The organism is Streptomyces sp. NPDC026575 (assembly GCF_055567415.1).
On record NZ_JBVHQM010000036.1, the window covers coordinates 18624 to 39020 of the forward strand.

At 72.0% G+C, this 20397-nt stretch carries 16 protein-coding genes; 9 read left to right on the forward strand and 7 right to left on the reverse strand.

The window, feature by feature from the left end; translation table 11 throughout:
* Window positions 1–20 precede the first annotated feature (20 nt).
* The 3 genes from ACZ4NB_RS34240 to ACZ4NB_RS34250 form a co-directional block, all read right to left on the reverse strand.
* A complete protein-coding gene (locus ACZ4NB_RS34240) occupies window positions 21–383 on the reverse strand; it encodes an RNHCP domain-containing protein (RefSeq protein ID WP_467666938.1) in 363 nt (120 codons plus the stop codon).
* Window positions 384–759: 376 nt separating this feature from the next.
* A complete protein-coding gene (locus ACZ4NB_RS34245) occupies window positions 760–1368 on the reverse strand; it encodes a hypothetical protein (RefSeq protein WP_467666939.1) in 609 nt (202 codons plus the stop codon).
* 152 nt (window positions 1369–1520) lie between these two features.
* Window positions 1521–3551, reverse strand: coding sequence for an RICIN domain-containing protein (locus ACZ4NB_RS34250; protein WP_467666940.1), 2031 nt, complete (start codon window positions 3549–3551; stop codon window positions 1521–1523).
* A gap of 651 nt (window positions 3552–4202) precedes the next feature.
* Here ACZ4NB_RS34250 and ACZ4NB_RS34255 point away from each other — a divergent pair.
* The 4 genes from ACZ4NB_RS34255 to ACZ4NB_RS34270 all read left to right on the forward strand — a co-directional run bounded on the left by ACZ4NB_RS34255 (window position 4203) and on the right by ACZ4NB_RS34270 (window position 8072).
* A complete protein-coding gene (locus ACZ4NB_RS34255) occupies window positions 4203–4970 on the forward strand; it encodes a GntR family transcriptional regulator (protein ID WP_467666941.1) in 768 nt (255 codons plus the stop codon).
* Between the two features lie 74 nt (window positions 4971–5044).
* Window positions 5045–6421: an ABC transporter substrate-binding protein gene (locus ACZ4NB_RS34260; RefSeq protein ID WP_467666942.1), complete on the forward strand. Its 1377-nt coding sequence runs from the start codon at window positions 5045–5047 to the stop codon at window positions 6419–6421.
* Window positions 6418–7281 carry an ABC transporter permease gene (locus tag ACZ4NB_RS34265; RefSeq protein ID WP_467666943.1) on the forward strand — a complete coding sequence of 288 codons (864 nt, stop codon included), beginning with the start codon at window positions 6418–6420 and terminating at the stop codon, window positions 7279–7281. The genes ACZ4NB_RS34260 and ACZ4NB_RS34265 overlap by 4 nt, the downstream gene beginning before the upstream one ends.
* Window positions 7278–8072 (forward strand): ABC transporter ATP-binding protein, encoded by a 795-nt coding sequence (locus ACZ4NB_RS34270; protein WP_467666944.1) that lies wholly within the window; start codon window positions 7278–7280, stop codon window positions 8070–8072. The genes ACZ4NB_RS34265 and ACZ4NB_RS34270 overlap by 4 nt, the downstream gene beginning before the upstream one ends.
* A gap of 430 nt (window positions 8073–8502) precedes the next feature.
* On the opposite strand, the gene ACZ4NB_RS34275 is transcribed toward ACZ4NB_RS34270, so the two are convergent.
* The 4 genes from ACZ4NB_RS34275 to ACZ4NB_RS34290 all read right to left on the reverse strand — a co-directional run bounded on the left by ACZ4NB_RS34275 (window position 8503) and on the right by ACZ4NB_RS34290 (window position 11977).
* Window positions 8503–9033: a hypothetical protein gene (locus ACZ4NB_RS34275; protein ID WP_467666945.1), complete on the reverse strand. Its 531-nt coding sequence runs from the start codon at window positions 9031–9033 to the stop codon at window positions 8503–8505.
* Window positions 9034–9085: 52 nt separating this feature from the next.
* The gene (locus ACZ4NB_RS34280) at window positions 9086–10309 is read right to left on the reverse strand and encodes an MFS transporter (protein ID WP_467666979.1); all 1224 of its coding nucleotides are present in this window, start codon (window positions 10307–10309) and stop codon (window positions 9086–9088) included.
* Window positions 10310–10681: 372 nt separating this feature from the next.
* Window positions 10682–11095 (reverse strand): cytidine deaminase family protein, encoded by a 414-nt coding sequence (locus ACZ4NB_RS34285; protein ID WP_467666946.1) that lies wholly within the window; start codon window positions 11093–11095, stop codon window positions 10682–10684.
* 171 nt (window positions 11096–11266) lie between these two features.
* Window positions 11267–11977, reverse strand: coding sequence for a TetR/AcrR family transcriptional regulator (locus tag ACZ4NB_RS34290; protein ID WP_467666947.1), 711 nt, complete (start codon window positions 11975–11977; stop codon window positions 11267–11269).
* A gap of 200 nt (window positions 11978–12177) precedes the next feature.
* On the opposite strand from ACZ4NB_RS34290, the gene ACZ4NB_RS34295 reads away from it, so the two are divergent.
* From ACZ4NB_RS34295 to ACZ4NB_RS34315, 5 genes are all read left to right on the forward strand, one after another.
* Entirely contained in the window at window positions 12178–13134 is a 957-nt protein-coding gene (locus ACZ4NB_RS34295) for an NAD-dependent epimerase/dehydratase family protein (protein ID WP_467666948.1), read from the forward strand.
* Between the two features lie 478 nt (window positions 13135–13612).
* Window positions 13613–16648: a BTAD domain-containing putative transcriptional regulator gene (locus ACZ4NB_RS34300; RefSeq protein ID WP_467666949.1), complete on the forward strand. Its 3036-nt coding sequence runs from the start codon at window positions 13613–13615 to the stop codon at window positions 16646–16648.
* Window positions 16649–16997: 349 nt separating this feature from the next.
* Window positions 16998–19058 carry an ATP-binding cassette domain-containing protein gene (locus ACZ4NB_RS34305; RefSeq protein WP_467666950.1) on the forward strand — a complete coding sequence of 687 codons (2061 nt, stop codon included), beginning with the start codon at window positions 16998–17000 and terminating at the stop codon, window positions 19056–19058.
* A 17-nt stretch (window positions 19059–19075) separates the two neighbouring features.
* The gene (locus ACZ4NB_RS34310) at window positions 19076–19414 is read left to right on the forward strand and encodes a MazG-like family protein (RefSeq protein ID WP_467666951.1); all 339 of its coding nucleotides are present in this window, start codon (window positions 19076–19078) and stop codon (window positions 19412–19414) included.
* Between the two features lie 218 nt (window positions 19415–19632).
* Window positions 19633–20337 (forward strand): DUF2470 domain-containing protein, encoded by a 705-nt coding sequence (locus ACZ4NB_RS34315; RefSeq protein WP_467666952.1) that lies wholly within the window; start codon window positions 19633–19635, stop codon window positions 20335–20337.
* Window positions 20338–20397: the final 60 nt, after the last annotated feature.

Sequence of the window (20397 nt, forward strand, 5' to 3'; positions counted from 1 at the left end):
GTACTCCTCCTTCCGCCGGTTCACAGGCTGCCGAGCGCTTCGAGCGGGAACGGCGGCTGTGCGAGCGGGCGGACGGCCATACGCATCAGGATGAGTTGGTTGTCGTCCGCGCAGACGGGGTGGGAGGTGAGCTCGTCGCAGCGCACACAGCGGTGGACGAGCATCCAGTCACCGGTGCGCAGCACGGCGATGGCGATCGGGGTCATCCGGCCGTGGCAGTGGCTCGGGCCGCCCTCGACGTGGTCGCTGACGTGCTGGGAGTGCAGGCACGACGGACAGTGGTTGCGCCGCGTTCCGTCGGCGGCGAAGGTCGAAACGGTAAGACCGCACCATGCGCAGGTGAAGGTGTCGATCTTGAGAATGTTGTTGCTGCTGCTGGACACCCGGGGTGCTCCTTGCTGAAAGGGTCTGCGATGACAGCAAGAGCCGGCCGAGCGATCCTCGACGAAGAATCCATGCGCATCCGGCCGCCCCATGGGGCGGGCAGGTGCTGCTTGGCGGTGAAGACACCGGAACTCACGTCCGGTCGCCGCACGGAAACGGCGGCAGGCGAGACGGTTGGTTACGCGGTGCGGCGAGGCGCGCTCGGCGCGGTCCGGGGCATAGACACTCTTCTCTAGGGCACACGGGCCCGGTCAGCGATCCGCGATCTGCGGTCGTCCGTCACCGTAGCGAGGTCGTGGGAGGGCGTGCCAACGAATTTTCCCGCGCGGCGCCATGGCGGCCGTGGGTGAGGTGCCGGCCCCCACGTCCATCCGCTCAGCGCCCGGCCCGGCGGCGGCGTCGGACGCCCAGGAACGCCGCCCCGGCGACCAGCGCGGCTGCGGCGGCCGTGCCCGCCCAGATGGGGGCGGACGATGACGTGGCGGACTGGTGACCGTCGGCGGAGCGGGCCGATGACGCGGCGGACGACGACCGGGCCGCCGACCGGCTCTTCGACGGATTCGCGGGCGCGCTCGTAGGGGTGTCGGTGGGCTTGGCCCCGGGGGCGGGCACGTCCACGGTGCCCGCGCCGTGGCCCAGTTCGGGGAAGCCGCAGTCCACGGTCACCTTCCAACGGCCGGGTGGCAGCGCCTCGCGGGTGGTGTAGGTCGCCCTCGCGCCATGGGCGGGGACGAGCTTCCACGGGCCGAGGGAGCGCCCGTTCACATCGACGGCGGAGAGCGTTCCCGCGAGGGAATCGGTCACCGGGTCCTTGTCGTTCTCCCAGGTCGCGACGGTGCGCACCCGGCCGTCGGCAGGCTGTGTGGTGACGATGGCGAAGTCGATGGTGTCGCCGTGTGCGGCGGCCGAGGGTACCGGCCCGACGGCGAGCAGCGCGACGAGGGCGGCGACCGGGGCGAGGCGGGAGGAACGCGGGTGTCGCACGGGGTGCTCCTGGCTCTGGAGGGAGATGGGGGGTGAGGGGGAAATGAGAGAGCTGAGGGGGTGAAGGGGTGAGCCGGCGGCTGCTGGGGGTCGGGCAGCCGCCGGCTCCGTATCACTCGGCCGTCAGCGGTCGGGAGACCGCCGCACGCCGCTCAGGAGGCGCGCTGCAGGGTCCACTTCTGGTAGCCCTCGTTGTTCGGCCGCTGCAGTTCGAGCAGCCAGCCTCCGTAGTACCAGCGCTTGCTGACGCCCAGGACGAGGGACGAGCCCTGCGGCTGGAGCAGACGACTGCCGTCCTCGGCGCTGCGCAGCCGCCACTTCTGGGACGCGGCACCGCTGCACGGCTGCTGGGCGACGTACTGGCCCGCGGCGGCGGAGTCGAACTGCAGGCACTTGCCGGACACCGCCGAGCTGACGGTCACGGCGCCGCCGCCGGCGTTCTTGAAGGTCCACTGCTGGTTGGCGTAGCCGTGGCGCTGGTAGGCGATGGCGACCGCGCCGTTCTGCGTGGAGCCGCCCCAGATGTCGGCGGCCTGCCCGGTGAGGCCGTTGACCAGCACATACTTCGTCCCCGGCCGGGTGGGCCCGCCGTCGGCGGCGAGGGTGCGGAAGGTGCCGGCAGGGCCCGGCTTCGAGGTCTTGCCGTCGGCGTTCCGGGTGGCGACGGCGATCCGGTAGGAGGTGCCGGGCGTCAGCCGGACGACGCGGGTCGCGGTGTCCTTGACGTCGGCGAGCCTGCGGCCGTCGAGGAAGACCGTGTAGCCCGCGGCGGAGGGCACCTTGGCCCAGCTGACCACGGCGGAGTTCGCGGTGATCTGGGTGACCTTCGCGGCGGGACCGGCAGACGGGCCGGGCGTGGACGTCGGAGACGGCGTCGGGGTGGGCGTGCCGGTCGGGTCCGGGTCGGGCTGGGTGCCGCCGCCGGCTATCAGGAAGCGGTTGTTGGCGACGTTCCAGTGGGTGGCCAGATAACTGCCGGGCTTGGGTGCGGTGTTGTAGTAGTCGTCGTGGTGGCAGTCCAGCCGCTCGTCACCGGTGCGCTCGGGGCACAGGGTCTGCATCTTCGGGTAGTTCGGCGAGTCCGAGTAGCACATGATGTCCCACTCGTCGACGCAGTGCCCGCCGCCGCTGGTGTGCGGGGCGCTGTTGTTGACCGCGCCGAGGTTGTGGCCCAGTTCGTGGGCGGGCGTGGAGCCGCCCCAGCAGCCGGCGTCCGTACGCCCGTAGGAGGGACCGAAGTTGCTGAGGTTCTCCTTCCCGGGGCGCTCGTCGCCGTTGAAGGAACCGATGCCGCAGTAGACCTTGGTGTCCACGAACATCATGTACTTGCGGTCGCGGCGGTTGAAGCCCTTGGCGGCCAGCGCGTTGTTGGTCGAGCCGAACTCGCTCAGGGCGGCGGCCGAGACCTCGACGTTCAGCACGTTGGCGGTGCAGTCGGATTCGGTGACGAACCGTATGTGGCGGTTGCCGCCGGTCTCCTTGGCGCTCTCGTTGTAGATGACGTCGGCCTCGGCCGCCCACTTCTTGAACGAGGCCACGTACTGTGCGAACCGGTCGCTTCCGGGCGCGTGCACGTAGAGCACCTGGACGCGGTCGCCCGAGGAGCCGTCGCCTTCGCAGAGCACCTTGGAACCGGCGTCGGCGGCGGCGCCGGTGGTCGAGCCGGACGCCGCCGATGCGGGCCGTTCCGCCTTACCGGTACGCGCGTCGAGCACGGGAATGCCGCCGGACAGCACGTCGGAGGCGGCCGGGGTGCCGCTCGCACCGCCGTTCAACGCCGGGGCCGGGGCGGTCCGCCGCACCGCGGGCACGGCGTCCTTGGTGATGTCGACGCCCTTCGGCGGGGCGTCCGGGCCGTGCGTGCACAGCTTCGCCTTGGTCTGGGACACGACGTAGACGCCGACGCAGGGGTCGCCCTCGGGAGCCGGCTTGAGCCCCTGGTAGACCATGCCGCGCCGACCGTTGCTCTCGGGCACGTCGGTGAGCGGCTCGGGCGGCGTCTCGTAGAGCGGTTCCACGCCGGGCGTCTGCCGGCCCGCGGCGCCCGGCCGGTCGGTGGTGCTGGCCGAGCCGATGGTGACCACACCGACGGCCAGGCCGGCGGCGGCCGCGGTCGCCGCGGTCACCAGCGCCAGACGGCGCCTGGCTTTGCCGCGCCGATGTGTCGAGCGTCTTGTGTTCATGAACGGGTTCCCGTCTGTACTTGTGGGGATGAGGGGGGAGAGGTGGCTGAGGAGGTGCCAGGGCGAGCGCCCGGCACTCAGGGCTGCGACAGGCGCGCAGGAGCTGGGACAGGTGCGCAGGGGCTGGAGCGGGGGCGGTCGCCGGGGCTCATAAGGGGGTTGGCCGGTCGCGCCGACTGCTCAGCGGGTGGCGAAGACCTGGGTCCGCAGCGGTGATGCGCTCTCCGGGCCCGGTGCCGTCCGGCCGGGTGTGGTCGCAGTAGTGGGCGGCGGCTTCGACGAGCCACGCCCCGACCTCACTGTTCACGCTCCGCGCCCCTCTTCCTGTCCCCAGCTCGTCGACGTCGCTCGGCAACGTCCGATGCCTGGGAGACCTGGGGGCGGTCGTCGGATAACAGGAATGTGGCGGGAGAAGACCGATGTGATCCAACGCACAGTTCACGGAGGCCGCTCACGCTCCCCCGCCTGGCCGGCGAGCGGGGTGGAGCGGCAGGCGTAGCCGGCGCGGCTGTCCACGTTGTGGGCACCGGGGTGGCGGATCTTCGCCCATGGCAGGCGATGGCGCAGGTCAGAGCGGTGCGGACCGGGCCGCCAGGTGGCGCAATACTGCCGCAACACCATCGGGGTCGCGGCGCCGGTACGTTCCCTGCCATGCCAGCCGAACGCATCCCCGCCGCACTCCCGGTCGCCGCCGCGCGCCGTCGGCGGCTGCGTGCGGACCGGGCCCGGCAACTCGCCGATCTACTGCGCCACCAGATCCTGGCGGGCGGCTTTCCGCGCGGCGTCCTGCCGTTGGAGAACGCCATCGCCGCCGACTACCGGGCCAGCCGCAACACCGTCCGGCTGGCCCTCGACCTGCTGCGCGGCGAGCAGCTCGTGGAGCGGAAGGCCGGCGTCGGCACCGTCGTGGTCTGCGAGAAGTACGCGCACGGCCTCGACCGGCTCCAAGGTCTCGCCGAGACCCTGCACGAGCACGGCCGGGTCACCAACGAGGTCCGCACCGTCGGGCCGGTCAGTGCCCCCGGCCCGGTGGCGCACCGGCTCGGCCTGCCCGACCACACCGACGTGCTCTGTATCGAGCGGCTGCGCCGCCTCAACGGACTGCCGCTCTCCCTGGACCTGTCCTATCTGCCCATGGACGTGGGCGGTGAACTGCTCGGCTGCGACCTGGAGTCCATGGACGTCTTCCGGCTCCTGGAGACGCTGACCGGCGGCCCACTGGGGCATGCCGAGATCACTCTCGAAGCCGTGAACGCCGACGCGCACTCCGCGGCGGTGCTGCAGGCTCCGCGCGGGAGTGCCGTGCTGATGCTGGAGCGGCTGACCCATCTGCCCGACGGGCGGCCCGTGGACCTGGAGTTCATCCGCTTCCGGGGCGACCGCATCACCATGAGCGGCGTCCTGCACCGCTCCGTCTGACCCACGGCCCGCCCCGGCTCCACCTCCCCACTCCTACCTGCGACTTCCCGCGACCGCCCTCCCTGGAGACAGCCATGCCTGTTGTCCTGCTCCCCCGGCGCCTGCCACTCCCCCAGCGCCTGCCACTCCCCCGGTTCCTGCCGTTGGCCCTGCTGCTGCCGCTGGCCACGGCGTGCGGCGGTGGCGCGGCCGGGGCCCAGGACTCCAAGACCGTCACCGTGACCGTCGGCTACCAGTCCAAGACCATCAACACCGTCACCGCCGGAACGCTGCTGCGCTCCCTCGGCTACTTCGAGGAGGAGCTCGCGGCCCGCGGCAAGAAGGACGGCCGCACCTACAAGGTGAAGTGGCAGGACTATGCGACGGGTGCCCCGATCACCGCCCAGATGACCGCCGGGAAGATCGACATCGGGTCGATGGGCGACTTCCCGCTACTGATCAACGCGGCCCGCGGCCGGCAGTTGGGGCAGCCGACGCGGCTCGTCTCGGTCACCGGCTACAACCTGCGCGGCGGGCTCAACACCGTGGTCACCCCACCCGGTTCGCCGCTGCGCTCGCTGGCCGACCTGCGCGGCAAGAAGGTCTCCACCAGCGTCGGCTCGGCCGCCGACGGCACGTTGGTCCGAGCCCTGCAGCAGGCCGGGATCGATCCGGAGCGGGGCATCGAGAAGCTCAACCAGCAGCCCAGCGTGGGCGCATCCGCCCTGGCCGGGGGCAGCGTCGACGCACTGTCCCAATTCGTGGCCTGGCCGGGCCAGTTGGCCTACCAGGGCAAGGCGAAGGCCCTGTACGACGGGGCCGACCTGAATCTGCCGACCTTCCACGGCGTCACCGTCCGGGAGAAGTTCGCCAAGGAGCGCGCCGGGGTCCTGGGCGACTTCCTCAAGGCGCAGCGGCGGGCCACCGGCTATCTGCGCAACCGGCCGGTCGCCGCCGCCGAGTCGGTGGCCAAGGAGACCGGGCTCCCCGCCGAGGTGGTCTACCTCTACAACGGTGCCCACGGCATCGCCACCTTCGACCCGGCGCTGCGCCCGGAGTTGATCGCCGCGCTGAAGAAGGACGTACCGATCCTCAAGGCGGCCAAGCTGGTGGGCGACGTCGACGTGGACTCCTTCGTCGACCCGGCACCGCTGCGGCGGACCGCGCGCGCGGCCTCCGCTCCGAAGCCGGGCGCCGCCGAGGCCGAGCTGTGGCTGAGGGGCCGCGCCACCACCCGTACGTTCGACAGCCCGAAGGAGCTGCTGAAGGCCGTGAAGGGCGCCGAGGTGCGGGCCGCGTACGTACCGGACGCGCTGACCGGCACCCTGTGGTTCGCCAACCGGGCGGTGTGGGTCGCGGACGGCTCCGACCTGCGGGCCTTCGTCACCCCGGCCCACGCAAAGACGTACATCGTGCGGCACGCCGGGGCCCGGGTCGTCAGCTACGCGGATGCCGTCAGGCGCGCCTCATGAGCGCGGGACGGTGGCTGGTCCGGGCGGCCTCGCTCGCCGCGGCCCTCGGCCTCTGGCAGCTGCTGACCTCCCTCGACGTCGAACTCTGGCTGCGGTTCGGCCAGTTCCCCACGGTCGGCGAGGTGGCCTCCGCCTTCGGCGACCGGCTGGTCACCGGCCCGTACTGGCAGGACCTCGGCCACAGCCTGCGCCGCATCGTGGTCGGGTTCGTGCTGGCCGCGGTGGTCGGGGTGGCCGCGGGCACGGCGATCGCCCGGTCGCGGTGGGCTGCGGATCTGCTCGGCCCGCTGGTGGAAGTGGCCCGGCCCATCCCGGCGATCGCCCTGGTCCCGGTCGCGATCCTGCTGCTGCCCAGCAATGAGCAGGGCATCGTGTTCATCACCTTCACCGCGGCGTTCTTCCCGGTCCTGGTGTCGACCCGGCACGCGGTGCGCGCGCTCACGCCCGTATGGGAGGAGGCCGTGCGCACCATGGGCGGCGGCCGGTTGCGGGTGCTGTTCTCGGTGGTGCTGCCCGGCGCGCTGCCGGGGATCTTCGGCGGGCTCTCGGTGGGCATCGGCGTCGCATGGATCTGTGTGATCTCCGCGGAGATGATCTCCGGTGAGTACGGGGTCGGCTACCGCACCTGGCAGGACTACACGGTCGTCGACTATCCGGGCGTCTTCGTCGGCATGGCCACCATCGGCGCCCTCGGCTGGCTGACCTCCACCGCGGTGGAGTTCCTCGGCCGCCGCGCCACCTCCTGGCTGCCGCGGCCGGCCGAGCGCGCCCCGTCCCGTGCGGCACGCCGCGCCCTCCGCGCCGCTCCGGCGGCCGCCCCGTCCCCCGCTCCGGCCCTCGACAAGGAGCCCGTCCCATGAGCCCCACACGTCCGGCGAGTCCGGCAAGTCCCACGAGCAGCAGCACGAGCACGAGCACTGCTCCCGTCCGGCAAGGCGCCGAGCTCGCCCTGGACGACGTACGGCTCGGCCATCGGGCCGGGCAGGCCCTGCCCGGCACCGTGCGGCTGCGGATCGCGCCGGGCGAACTCGTCGGCGTACTCGGCCCGTCCGGCTGCGGCAAGTCGACGCTGCTGCGCACCCTCGCCGGACTGCTGCCCCCGTTGAGCGGGCGGGTCACCCAGGACGGGGCACCGATCGACGGACCCGGCGCCGACCGGGCGCTGGTCTTCCAGGAGGACGCCCTGATGCCGTGGCGGAGCGTCCGCGCCAATGTCGAACTGCCGCTGGCCATCCGCCGGGTGGCCAGGGCCGAACGGCAGCGGGTCGCCGACGGCTGGCTGCGGCGGGTCGGCCTCTCCGGCCACGCCCGCAAGCTGCCGCACCAGCTCTCCGGCGGGCAGCGGCAGCGCGTCCAGCTGGCCCGCGCGCTGGCCGGACGGCCCCGTGCGGTGCTCATGGACGAGCCGTTCGGCGCGCTCGACCCGCATACCCGCACCGGGATGCAGGACCTGCTCGTGGAGATCCTGCGTGGCACCGGCGCGACCGTCGTCTTCGTCACCCATGACGTCGACGAGGCCCTCTACCTCGGGGACCGGATCGCCCTGCTCACATCCGGCGAGGTCCTGGACGTCCCGCACCCCCGGCAGCGGGACGCCCACGACGCGCCGGACACCATCGGGCTGCGCCGCCACGTCCTTGCCGCCCTGTGACGCACAGCCTCACGGCTGAGCTTCCGGCCCCATGCCCCGACTCCCGGCCTTGCGACCCCCGACTCCCGGCCTCCGGACCCACCGGACACGCCCCAGGCGTGAGGGCACCACTGAAGGCACGGCGGGCACGCGACTGTGCGCGGAAGGTTTCCGCGGCGGCGAAAGCGTCGGCCTTCCCTGCGTGACCATCACCGAGTGACCTCGCGGAGAGGCGCGGCAACGGCTCGGCACGGCCACCCAGGAAGCACTCGGTGCTCTGAAAGCCCACATCGCCACCCACGGGGACGGCTTCTCGGATGCCCCCAAGGGCTCCGCGGTCGGCGGCCTGAGCGGGAGTGGCCAGCACGATGCCGGCCGGCAGACCCAACGCACACGACCAAGGCCCCCTGCCCGATGGAGCATTCGGGCCGTCGGGCCGGCGGCCCCGAAGTCATGGTGCCGGATCCGGGTCGATGAAGTAGGCGTAGGGCTCGTCGGACAGTCCGTCATCGGTCGACAGCTGCATGCCGTACCGGACGGGATGGTGCGGATACTGGGACGGCAGCTCGGCGTCCGTGTCCTGGAAGTCGCCTGCCGCGTCGGCGAGGTGGAGCTCCTGGCCGTGCCCCAGCGGCACGCCCTCCAGTACGGCCGGAACCGCCTCCTCGAAGCCCGCCCAGTCGATGGCCACCTCGCGCTGCGTCCCGCCCTCCTCGTCCGCGTCCCGGATGAACCGGCGCAGATCGACATGGCCTGTGCGCCGGCCGTTCTCGATCAGCCACAGATCGGCGCTCTCGCCTTCGAAGTGCACATCTATCCAGCCCTGGCGCACGTCGGGATCCGGAGTGTCGAAGTACATGTCCTGCAACAGCGCGCGGATGTGCGCGCGCTGGGCGTAGACGAAGAACAGACTCCAGTCGACCTGCCCGCTGTAGGTCTTCTCCAGGACATAGGCGCTCCGGCCCAGCGGCTCATCGCTCATGTCTGCCACCATGCCAGCCGCCACTGACAACGCCCCCTGACGCAGGGCCTCGTCACACCTGGCCGCGCTCGGGCCACTCGCGCCCGCCGGCCCGGTGCCACCACACGGCCACGGCCATGAGGGCCGCGGTCAGCCCGCCAAGCGTCATGACCGCCGACGGCGACGCGCGGTCCACCACCGCGCCCCCGACCAGCGCACCGAGCGAAAGGGTCGCCTGGAACGACGCGGTGAAGAGCACCGAGGCGGCCTCCGGTGAGCGGGGCGCGGACCGGGCGAACCACGTCTGGGACGAGACAGGAACGGCACCGTACGCGACCCCCCAGACGACCAGCAGCGCGACCGCCCACATCTCCCCTTGTCCGCATACGGGAAGCAGCAGGGTCGCGCCGGAGACCGCGCACGCGGCCAGGGCGAACGTGGCGCGCGGACAGCGGCGGACGACCGCGCCGCCGAGGAAGTTGCCCAGGATGCCGGCGACTCCGTAGGCCAGCAGGAAGACGGTGGTCCCACCCGGCCCGAGCTGGGTGACGTTCCGGAGGAAGGGCGTCACATACGTGTACGCGCCGAAGTGGGCCAGCACGATCAGAAACGTCGTGAGCAGCGCGAAGCGGGTGTGGACGCCGCGGAGCAGGACGCGCAGGTCCCTGAGGCGGGTGGGCCGGACGGCGGGGAGGGCGGGGACGAGCAGCATCAGCATGACGGAGACCGCCGTGGTGAGCACTCCCATGGCGAGGAACGCCGTACGCCAGCCGGCGAGGCCACCGAGGAAGGTACCGGCAGGGACGCCGAGTACGGAGCCCAAGGGGACGGCGGAGAAGATCAGCGCCGTGGCCCGGCCCGCCGACTCCGGACGGACGAGGCGGTCGGCCAGCCCGACGCCGATGGACCAGAACCCGCCGATGGTGATCCCGACCAGGACGCGGGAGAGCAGGACGAGCCCGTAGACCGGGGCGGCCGCGGCGAGGAAGTCGGCCAGCGCCAGGAGCAGGGTGAGCGCGCAGAGCATCAGGCGGCGGTCGAAGCGGGCGGTGGCCACGGTGACGGTGGGGGCGGCGACCGCGGCCAGGACCCCGGGGAGCGTCATCATCAGGCCGGCCGTGCCGTCCGAGATGCGGAAGTCGGCGGCGATGGCCGTCAGCAGGCCGATGGGCAGGATCTCGGTGGTGACGATGGAGAAGATGCCCAGGGCGAGGGCGATGACGGCGAGCCAGGAGAGGAGGGGGCTGCGGGCGGTGGAAGCGCCCGTGGGCGCGGTGACGGCGGGTGCGGCAGGCATGGCGGTGTCCCGGTGAGTGGTGGTGGGGGAAGCAGTGCTCACCAGTCCAGCAGAGGCTCGGGACGCGGTCCGGCAGGTTTCCGACCTGGTAGTGGGCCTGCCCGGCGACCGCTCGGGGGCACGGTGGCGCGTTCCTCTCGGCCACCGGTCGGCCACCGGTCGGCCACCGGCGAGGCGGACCGCTACGACGGGGACCGTTCGCCCGGGACGGCGCCGTCCTCGTCACCCTCGACTACCGCCTGGGCATTCCGGGTTGGCCCTCCCTGCACGAGCGGCATCCCCCATGGCTGCCGCACCCGCACCCAGTACCGCAGCAGACAGTGTTCGCTCTGCCGCCGGCTGCGTGTGTCAACTCGTGCCGAGTGACGCGCTCTACTCGGCATCGAGCTGGTGGTCGGCCCAGATGTAGCTCTCGGGCAGCAAGTCGGTGAGGGCGACGGTCCGGATGCGGTCGCCTTCGCCGACGATGACCTTGAGGGCGGGGAAGTAGTCGAGAAGGACCTGACGGCACCGGCCGCATGGGGGAACAACCCCGCGGTCGCGGTCGCCCACGGCGACGATGGTGTCCAGCTCGTAGGCGCCCTGGGCGGCTGCCGTGCCGATGAGGACCAGCTCGGCGCAGGGGCCTCCGGTGAAGTGGTAGGCATTCACGGCGGTGACGATCCGGCCGTCCTGGGCACGGGCTGCGGCTGCCATGGTGTGGTTGTCGCCCCGGCAGCGCGTGCGAGCGACTTCCGCCGCGGCCTGGATGAGTTCGTGGTCGACGTGCCGGGTCTGCATGGTCATCTTCTCTGCCTCCGTCGGGTGTCATGCGACGTTGGCCCGCGTGACGAGGGTGCGCAAGCGCATATCCGCGGTGTGCTTGTTCCGCCGGATGATGGAGCGGCCGATCATGCTGCCCCGCTGCTTGCGGCGTGCGTGGTCGGTGCCGTCCAGCGAAGGCCGTCCGATGCGGAACTAGAGGCCGAAGGAGTCGGCCAGGGTGTCGATCTGCGCGGTGAGCAGGGTCGACGCGTGGTGCCCCATCCCGGCGTACAGACCGGCCACCTCCAGGCTGACCGTGCCGTGCAGCTGCGACCAGGCCAGCACCGTACCGGCGAGGGCGGTGCCCGCCGCCTTGCCGCGCGGCGGCAACCCGGTGTGCTGTGCCACCCAGTCGGCGACACCGTCGTCCTTGCGTACCCAGGCGGCCATCTCGGCGACGGTCGGCCGTAGCGCTTCGGCGGGCGCGCCGGCGGCGAACACCTTCAGGAACGGCCCCAGGACGGCTCGCGCGCGCTGGAGCGTGTCGGGCGGAGCCGCGTAACCGGGGAGCGGCGTTCCCTGGATCAGGAGATAGCGGTGCGGCTGCGCGACGGCCCAGTTCCGGTAGGCGCCGGCGAGGGCGTGCAGGGTGGACCGCGCGTCCTCGGCGGAGCCGTCGTCGGCCTGTGCGATGGCCTGCGCCACGTCGTCGTAGGCGTCCCGGATCAGCTCGCCCAGCAGATCGTCGCGGCCCGCGAAGTAGCGGTAGAGGGCCGGCCCGGACAGCCCCATGTCCTTGGCGATCCGGGTGAGCGCGACGGCCTGGACGCCGCCCTCGGCGAGCTGTTGCAGCGCGGCCGTCTTGATCTCCGCACGGTTCTGCTCGCGGTAGCGCTCCCGGGGGCTTCGTACCTCGGCGGCCATGTTCTCCTCCTGCGTTGTGGGGCGGCGGGACGGCGTGCGTGAGCAGCCCTCGCTCATCGTAACCATCACTTCAGTTGCGATGGACGATCGCAAGAGTTATGGTCTCTAACAGAAGTGAGGAAGCGAAGCGAAGGGGTGCTCCATCACCCTCGCCCACCTCCGATCCGCACCACCCGCCCTCCCGGAAAGAAGGAATCGCCATGTCTGTTGCCGCACGCCGTCTCCATGTCGTTCTGGGTGCCGGCCCGGCCGGCACCACGCTCGCCGCCGAACTCGCCCGCCGGGGCCATGCCGTACGACTGGTCAACCGCTCGACGCCGGACGGCGCCCCCGAGGGCGTGGAGCGCCGTACCGCCGATGTGAGCACGCACGACGGGGCGCGGGCCGCCGTCGAGGGCGCGGACGTCGTGTACCACTGCGTGAACGTCGCCTATCACCAGCAGACCGAGGTCATGCCCCGGGTCCAGCAGGCGGTGCTGGCCGCCGTCGAGGCCACCGGGGCACGGCTGGTCGTCCTGGACACCCTGTACCCGTACGGCCCGACGCACGGCGAGGTGATGACGGAGGACACTCCCTGGCGGGCGACGAGCCGCAAGGGAGTGATGCGGGCGCGGCTGGACGCGGCCTATCTCGCCGCTCACCGTGCGGGGCGGGCCCGTGTCGTCCTCGGACGGTCGGCCGACTTCGTCGGCCCCGGCGTGCTCAACTCGACGCTCGGCGGTGCGGTGTTCCCGCCCGCACTGACCGGCGGCGAGGTCCTCGCGCTGGGCGACATCGACCTGCCGCACAGCTACACGGCCATCCAGGATGTGGCGAAGGGACTGGCCACCCTCGGCGAAGACCCCGAAGGCGACGGCCGGGTGTGGCATCTGCCCACCGCGCCCGCCCTCACCACCCGCGAGATCCACTCGCTGATCGAGGAGCGGGCGGGCCGCCCGCTGCGGCGGGTGGTGCTCGACGAGCCCCGCCCCTTCGGGCCGTTCGACGCGACCTTCATGGACGAGTACGCGGAGATGTTCTACCAGCACACCGAGGCGCAGATCGTGGACTCCTCGGCGTTCGAGCGGTCCTTCGGCCTCCGTCCGACGCCGCTGGAGACGACGCTCGACGCCACCCTCGGCTGGTACCGCACGCTGCTGGCCGGCGCGCGGAACTGACCTGACGCACCCTGCTGGCCGGCGCATGGAACTGACCTGACGCACCCGGCCGTTGGCGCCCCGGATCCCGTACCGCTCCGGGACATTGCGCCATGGCGTACCGGCCGGGGCCGCCACCGATTGCCGTCGATGTCCTGGTCGGGCGAGCGGCGGGCGTCCCAGTAAGGCGTTCCGCGTAAGGGGCGTTTCCGCAGGTCAGCGCCGTCCTGGCAGTCCAGTCTTCCGCGTCGGCCCGGATTCGTTGCCGCACGGCCGACCGACCCCGCACGCTCTGCCTCGGACCGCGCCGAGAACACGGAGAGCGCATGCCCCGGTGAACCCGCCCTCCCTGGTTTGCGTCTCGATGAACGACTGAGAAGCCGTCTCCCCTCTGCGGTCCCCGTCCCCCCACTTCCGTAAATCTCTCCAGTCGGGATGCACGATGAAAGACGATGCACGGTCCCCCGGCCTTCGATTCGAGATCCTCGGCCCGTTAAGCGTGAGTTCCGGTGCGGAGAAGGTGGATCTCGGTACGCCGAAGCAGCGCGCTCTGCTCGCCCTGCTGCTGATCCACGTGGGCAGCGTGGTGTCGCTGCCCGTGATCACCAAGGCGATCTGGGGGTCCAACCCACCGAGCCAGGCGACCTCGACGCTGCAGGCGTACGTCTCCCGGCTGCGGAAGGCGCTGCACCGCCACGACCACTCCGTCCGGGTCGTCCACCATCTCCAGGGCTACGTCCTGGCCGCCGATGCCCGACTGGTCGATGCCGCGGTCTTCGAGGCGCAGGCCGGGGACAGCCGGGAACTGCTCAAGGCCGGCGACCTCCAAGCCGCCCGCGCCACGGCGTGGACCGCCCTGGAGCTGTGGAACGGCACCCCGATGGGCGAGTTGTACGGCTATGAGTTCGCGGTGGCGGAGGCGGACCGCCTGGAACGCATCCGCCTGCGGGCGCTTGAGGTGTGGGCCCAGGCCAGCCTCGATCTGGGCGGCTACGAGGAGGTGACGGTCCGGCTCGGTGAGGAACTGAGCCGCAATCCCGGACTGGAGCGGCTGGGCGGGCAACTGATGACGGCCCAGTACCACTTCGGGCAGTCGGCGGAGGCGCTGCTGACGTACGAGCGGATGCGCCATGCGGTGGCGGAGGACCTGGGGGCCGATCTCAGCAGGGAACTTCAGGTGCTGCACGCGAGGATCCTGCGGCAGGACCTGTCGGCCGCGCCCGTCCCGGGGGCGGCGCAACGTTCCGTACGGCCTTCGGGAGCGGCCTCGGCACCAGCACCGGCCCCGGTCCCGACCCCCGGGCCGTCGGTCGGGGAGCCGGCCCCCGCGGTGTCCCCGCCGCCCGGCGACCGGCTCGTCGGCCGCCGGGCGGAGATGCGGCGGCTGGAGCGCCTACGGGGCGAGGCCCTCAGCGGTCGCGGCCATGTGGTGCTGGTCTGCGGTGAGCAGGGCATCGGCAAGACGTGGCTGCTGGAGCAGGCCGCGCGCGGCCTTGCCGCCGACGGGTTCCAGGTGGTGCGCTCGCACTGCGTCGGGACGCCGTCGGACCCCGGCTACTGGACGTGGGAACACCTCGTACGACAGCTGGAGTCGGCCGGCGGGGCGGGTGAGACCGGCTCCGTGAACCTCGTCGCGCAGGCCGAATGGCCGCCCGAGCAGCACCTCTTCCACCAGATGCGGATCTGCCAGGCCGTGCTCGCCGCCGCACGACGGACGCCGGTGGTGCTGCTGCTGGAAGATCTGCACCTCGCCCACACCCCCGTACTCGAAGTGCTCCAACTGCTGGTCAAGCAGGTCGGCCAGGCCCGGGTCATGCTGCTGGCCACGCTCCGCGACCACGAGTTGGCGAGGATCCCGGCGGTGCGCCGCGCCGTGGCCCGCATCCTCCAGGAGGGCAACACCAGCATGCTCCGGCTGGAGGGGCTCACCGAGGAGCAGAGCCGGGCGTTGATCACCTCGGTTTCGGGAGCGACGCCCTCGCCCGGCGAGACCCGGCGGCTCCAACGCGCCTCCGGCGGCAACCCCTTCCTCCTGCTCAGCGCGGTCGGCGCACACACCACCGGGGAGCGGCGGGAGCGGTCCTCGGTCCCTTTCGAGGTGCGCGAGGTGCTGCACGAGCGGCTGAGCGAGTGCTCCGCCGACACGCTCGATGTGCTGACCCTCTGCGCCGTGATGGGCATGAACGTGGACCGTCCCCTGCTGGCGGACCTCCTGTCCACGCTGGGTCTGGGGCACACGCTGATCGACGACGCGGTGCAGACCGGTCTGCTCCGCCACGACCCGGCCGCCGAGGGCCGGCTCTCCTTCACCCATGGCCTGACGCGTGACTTCCTGCTGGACGCCATCCAGCCGGTCACCCGCGCCCGGTGGCACCAACGTGTGGCCACCCTGCTGGCTCCGCGCTGCCAGCCGGGCGACGACACCGCGGAGATCCGCCACCACTGCCTGGCGGCCGCCCGGTTCCTGGGTCCCCGCGCGGGCGTGCGCCCGCTGCTGGCGCTGGCCGACCGGGAGCAGGGCCGCTTCTCCCACACGGCCGCGCTGCACTGGCTGCAGGCCGCGGCGTCGGTCGTCGCGGCGCTGCCCGCGGACGAGCCGACCGCCGCCGTGGAACTGGAGCTGCGCAAGCGGATGATGCGGCTGCACGCCCTGATGGACGGCTACGGCTCGGCCCGGTTCGAGAAGGCGCTCGACGACGCCCAGCAGTTGGAGCGGGCCTTCGACGCCAGCCGGCCCACCGGGCTGCTGCACGTGCGAGCGATCAGCGCGCTCACCTCCGGCCACTATGCGCAGGCGGCGGAGATCGGCGGTCTGCTCTACGAGTTGGCCGACCACGGAGGCGGTCCGCAGGCACGGTCGGCGGCCTGTTACGTGGACGGGGTCACCCTCTACGTAAGCGGCCGGCTGGACGAGGCGCTCACCGCACTCGCCGAGGGCGTCGAGATCACCGACACCCTCGACACCCCCTGTGCGCTCCAGAGGGACCAGCGCATCGGCTACCGGGCCCACCTCGCGCTCGGCCACTGTCTCAACGACGACCCCGCCCAGGCCCGGCGCTACCGTTCGGAGCTGCTGAACGTCACCCAGTCCGACCGCTACGAACGGCCCTGGGACAGGGCCTTCGCCCGGTACGTGGACGCTCTGATCGCCATCACCGAGCACGACGTTCGGGGTGCCCTGTCTGCCGGCAGGGCGGGCCTGGACCTCGCCGCCCGCTGCCAACTGCCGTTCTGGCAGCGCATGCTCGCGGTCCCGCTCGGCTGGGCCGAGGTGCACCAGGGCATGCACGAGAGGGGGCTGACCCGGATGCGGAAGGCGCTGCGGGACGCGGCCCCGTACCGGACCATCCTGCGCCGCACCCTCCACCTCGGCCTGCTCGCCGACGCCCTGCACTCCGCGGGCGCCCGGGACGAGGCCCGGCGGACCGGCGCCTCGGCCGCCGAGGAGGTCGAGACGCGCGGCGAGTACTTCTGCTATCGGCCGCAGTGGCCGTTCGCCCGGCTGCTGCCGCGAGCGGCGGCGCTCACGCCGTAGGCGCGACTCTCCGGCTATCACGCCGTAGCCGCGGCTCACCGCGATCCGAGCTGTTCGAAACCCGCGCCCCAAGCGCCGAGCGCCCTCCACCCGCGATCAGAACATGTGCTCACCATCTGCCCCCGGCATACCCGTTACGGGTAGCGATCCGGGCCGTTCTTAGAGCACCTGTACTCATCGCCTCCCCTGGAGGAGCCCTGAATCCCTTAACCGTCCCCGTGGAGGGACCCGCCGCGTTCGAATATCGCCCCTCTGGCCCGTGCCCGGCCGAGGACATCCCAGGGCGGGTGGTGGGCGCCCGTGTGCCGGGCATTCGCCGCCCCTCACGAGCGGCTGCGAGGTGGCGGACGTGAGCGAGAGCGACGAGCCGACCAGCGAGAGCGACGAGCCGACCGCCGCCACCGATCCGCGGAGGAAGGTAGCGGGGAAAGTACCCGCGCCCCGCGGTGCGGCGCTGGCGCTGCCGCCGTCGTCGATGCCCGCCGGCCCGGCGAGCGACGACATCACCGACGGGCTCAAGGAGGCGTACTGGTCGGTCTACGACGGGGCCGCCGCCAAGGCCACCGTCGGCCAGATCCTCGCCGGGCTTCCGCGCACCGTACGCCGGATCGGCCGGCTGGCATGGCGGACCGACCGCCCGGCCACCGTCGCCGTGGTGGTGCTCCAGCTGGTGTCCGCGGCGATGTCCGCCTTCGGCCTGGCGGCCTCCGTCGCCGTCCTCCAGCAGCTGTTCGCCCAGGGCCCGACCCCGGACAAGGTCCGCGCCGCCGTCCCGGAGATCCTGCTCGTGGTGGCCTTCCTCGCCGCCCGGGCCCTGCTCGAAGCCGGTGTCTCCGTCGCGCAGGCCCGCGTGACGCCGAAGATCCGTACCGCATTGGAGAGCGACTTCCTCCACCTGACCGCACACGTCCGCCTTGAGGTGGTCGACGACTCCGACTGGCACGACGACGCCTATCGGGCCAACGACCGGGGGCTGTTCTACGCGCGGCAGATCGTCGGCCAGGTCGTCTCCCTGGCCTCCGCCTTCCTGGGGCTGATCGGCACGGCCGGCGTCCTGACCGTTCTGCACCCCCTGCTGCTCCCCCTGCTCCCGCTGTCCGTCCTGCCCGTGGGCGCCGCAGCGGTGCGCACCGCACGGGCGCGGTTCCACAGCTTCCGGCGGTGGAACGCCCTCCAGCGCCGGGTACGGGTCTTCTCCTGGCTTCTGCTGGACCGCGACTCGGCCGCCGAACTGCGCGCCGACACCGCCCAAAGGGCCCTGCTCGACGAACACCGCCGGCTGACGACGCGCATCGCCGAGGAGGACACCCGGCTGGGGGTGAGTGCCGCCTGGCTCACGCTGGCGGGGCAGGGTCTGGGCGGGCTCGGAGCCGGAGTCACCTACGTCGCGCTGGGCGCCATGCTGATCGCCGGATGGCTGCCGCTGGCGGCCGGTGCGGGTGCGGTGATCGCCATCCAGGCCGGCCGGACCTCCCTGACCAGGTTCGTCGAAGTCGCCCACCTCGTCTACGAGCACGCGTTGTGGGTCACCGACCTGCTGGCCTTCCAGGAGCGATGCCGCACGCTCCAGCCGTGCCACGGCAGGCAGCAGGCACCCGACACCGTCGCGGCGATCGCCCTCCGGAACGTCAGCTACACCTACCCCGGCAACGACACCCCCGCCCTCGACGGCATCTCCCTCACCCTGCGTGCCGGGGAGACCGTGGCCTTCGTCGGCCTCAACGGGTCCGGGAAGAGCACATGTTCACGTCTGATCGCCGGTCTCTACGCCCCGCAGGAGGGGTCGGTCCTGTGGGACGGGGTGGATACCGCGGACCTGGACACCGAGTCCCTCCAACAGCGGGTGGCCACAGTGCTGCAGGACCCGGTCCGCTTCCCCTTCAGCGCCCTGGCCAACCTCACGGTCTCCCGCGGCACACTCACCGAGGCCGATCCGCAGCGTGCACTGGCCGCCGCACGCGCCTCCGGTGCCGCACAGGTCATCGCCGATCTGCCCGGTACCTGGCAGGCGCTGCTGTCCAAGCGGTTCCGCGACGGCCAGGAGCTGTCGGCCGGACAGTGGGCGAAGATCGCCGTGGCCCGCGGCCTCTACAAGGACGCGCCCGTACTGCTGCTGGACGAGCCGACCGCGAGCATGGACCCGCGCGCCGAACACGACGTCTACCAAGCGGTGCTGCGCGGCAAGCTCCGCGACGACCAGATCACCGTGCTGATCTCCCACCGGCTCGCCAGCGTCGTCGGCTGCGACCATATCTACGTCTTCGACGCCGGACGCATCACCGAATCCGGCTCCCACCAGGAACTCATGTCCCTCGGAGGCGACTACGCCCAGATGTTCACCCTCCAGGCAGCCGGCTACCAGACCGAGCCCGCAGCCCCCGCCGACGACTCCAGGACGGCCGACTCGTGAAAGAGGACCACTCCACCATGGACGGACACATCTGGGACACCATCGCGCACCTGGCCCGCCGCTTCACCGCGCATGACGACGAGCGGGGGCTGGATCAGGCGCAGCAGTGGACGCTGCAGGTGTTGAAGATCGCCGAGGAGACGGGGGAGGCCTCGCAGGCCGTCATCGGTGTGCGCGGGACCAACCCCCGCAAGGGCGACAGCCATACCTGGCAGGACGTGCACGCGGAGGTCGCGGACGTGGTCATCACCGGTCTGGTCGCCCTTGCCCGTATGCGACCCGATGACGCGGAGGAATATCTGCAGCGGCAACTGGCCGCGAAATCGAGCAGGTTCCTCGGCGACAAGCACTCTTGATCCGGCAGTGCTGCAATCCCGCACTCTTGTGATCCGGCAGTCCTGCGATCCGGTACTCCTGCTCGCGCGGGTGCGCCAAGTGGGGCGGGGCGGCATGGGGCGGGGGCTGCTCGGTGTCGCACCGGGCAGTCCCTTCCCTCCTTCCACGCTGGATTAGGTTAGGCTTACCTAAGTACATGCCACTGGTTGCGTCTCCCTACCCTCGTCTGGAGCACCGGATGCGTCCCTTCCCCACCCGCGCCACCGCACCTACCGCCGCCGAGCGCGTCCGGTCGATCCTGGCCGCCGCCCATTCGATGACCGTAGTGAGCGACGGGCTGCACACCGAGGTGCGCCGCCTCGACGGCGCGGGGGCGATGGGCCACTTCCACCTGCACGCGCCGTGCGAGGACCCCGGCGCCCAGACGGCGACGCGCATCCCGGTCCGGTTGGAGCTCACCGACATCGCCCCCACCCCCGTACGCGACCGGGTGCGCGCCCGCGTCACGGTGACCGGACTGCTCGCCGCCCCGTACAGCGCACAGGCCACCGAGAGCACCTGCATGGAGTTCGGCCAGGCGGTCCTGGAGGACGACCGCGGGCGCAGCTACGTCGACCTGCACTCCCTTGAGGTGACCGAACTCGACCCGATCGCGACCAGCGAGGCGAGCATGCTGACCCACCTCGTGGACGACCACAGCGAACTCGTCCCCCTGCTGCTGCGCCTCGTCCGACCGCGTCCGGGCAGCGGCATGCTGCGCGCCCTCCCGGTGGCGATGGACCGCTACGGCGTGACCCTGCGCCTCGAATACCCCCGCAACCACCACGACGTCCGACTGCCCTTCAAGACCCCGGTGACCGACATCGACCAGTCCGGTCCGCAGATCCATGCCCTGCTGGCCACGGCTCGCCGGCTGTCCCATGCGAACCGTCTGCCTGCCTGACCGCGGGCGGCATCAGGGGGCTTGGGGGACTCGGGGGACTCCGGGGTGCCTGCCCGCCCC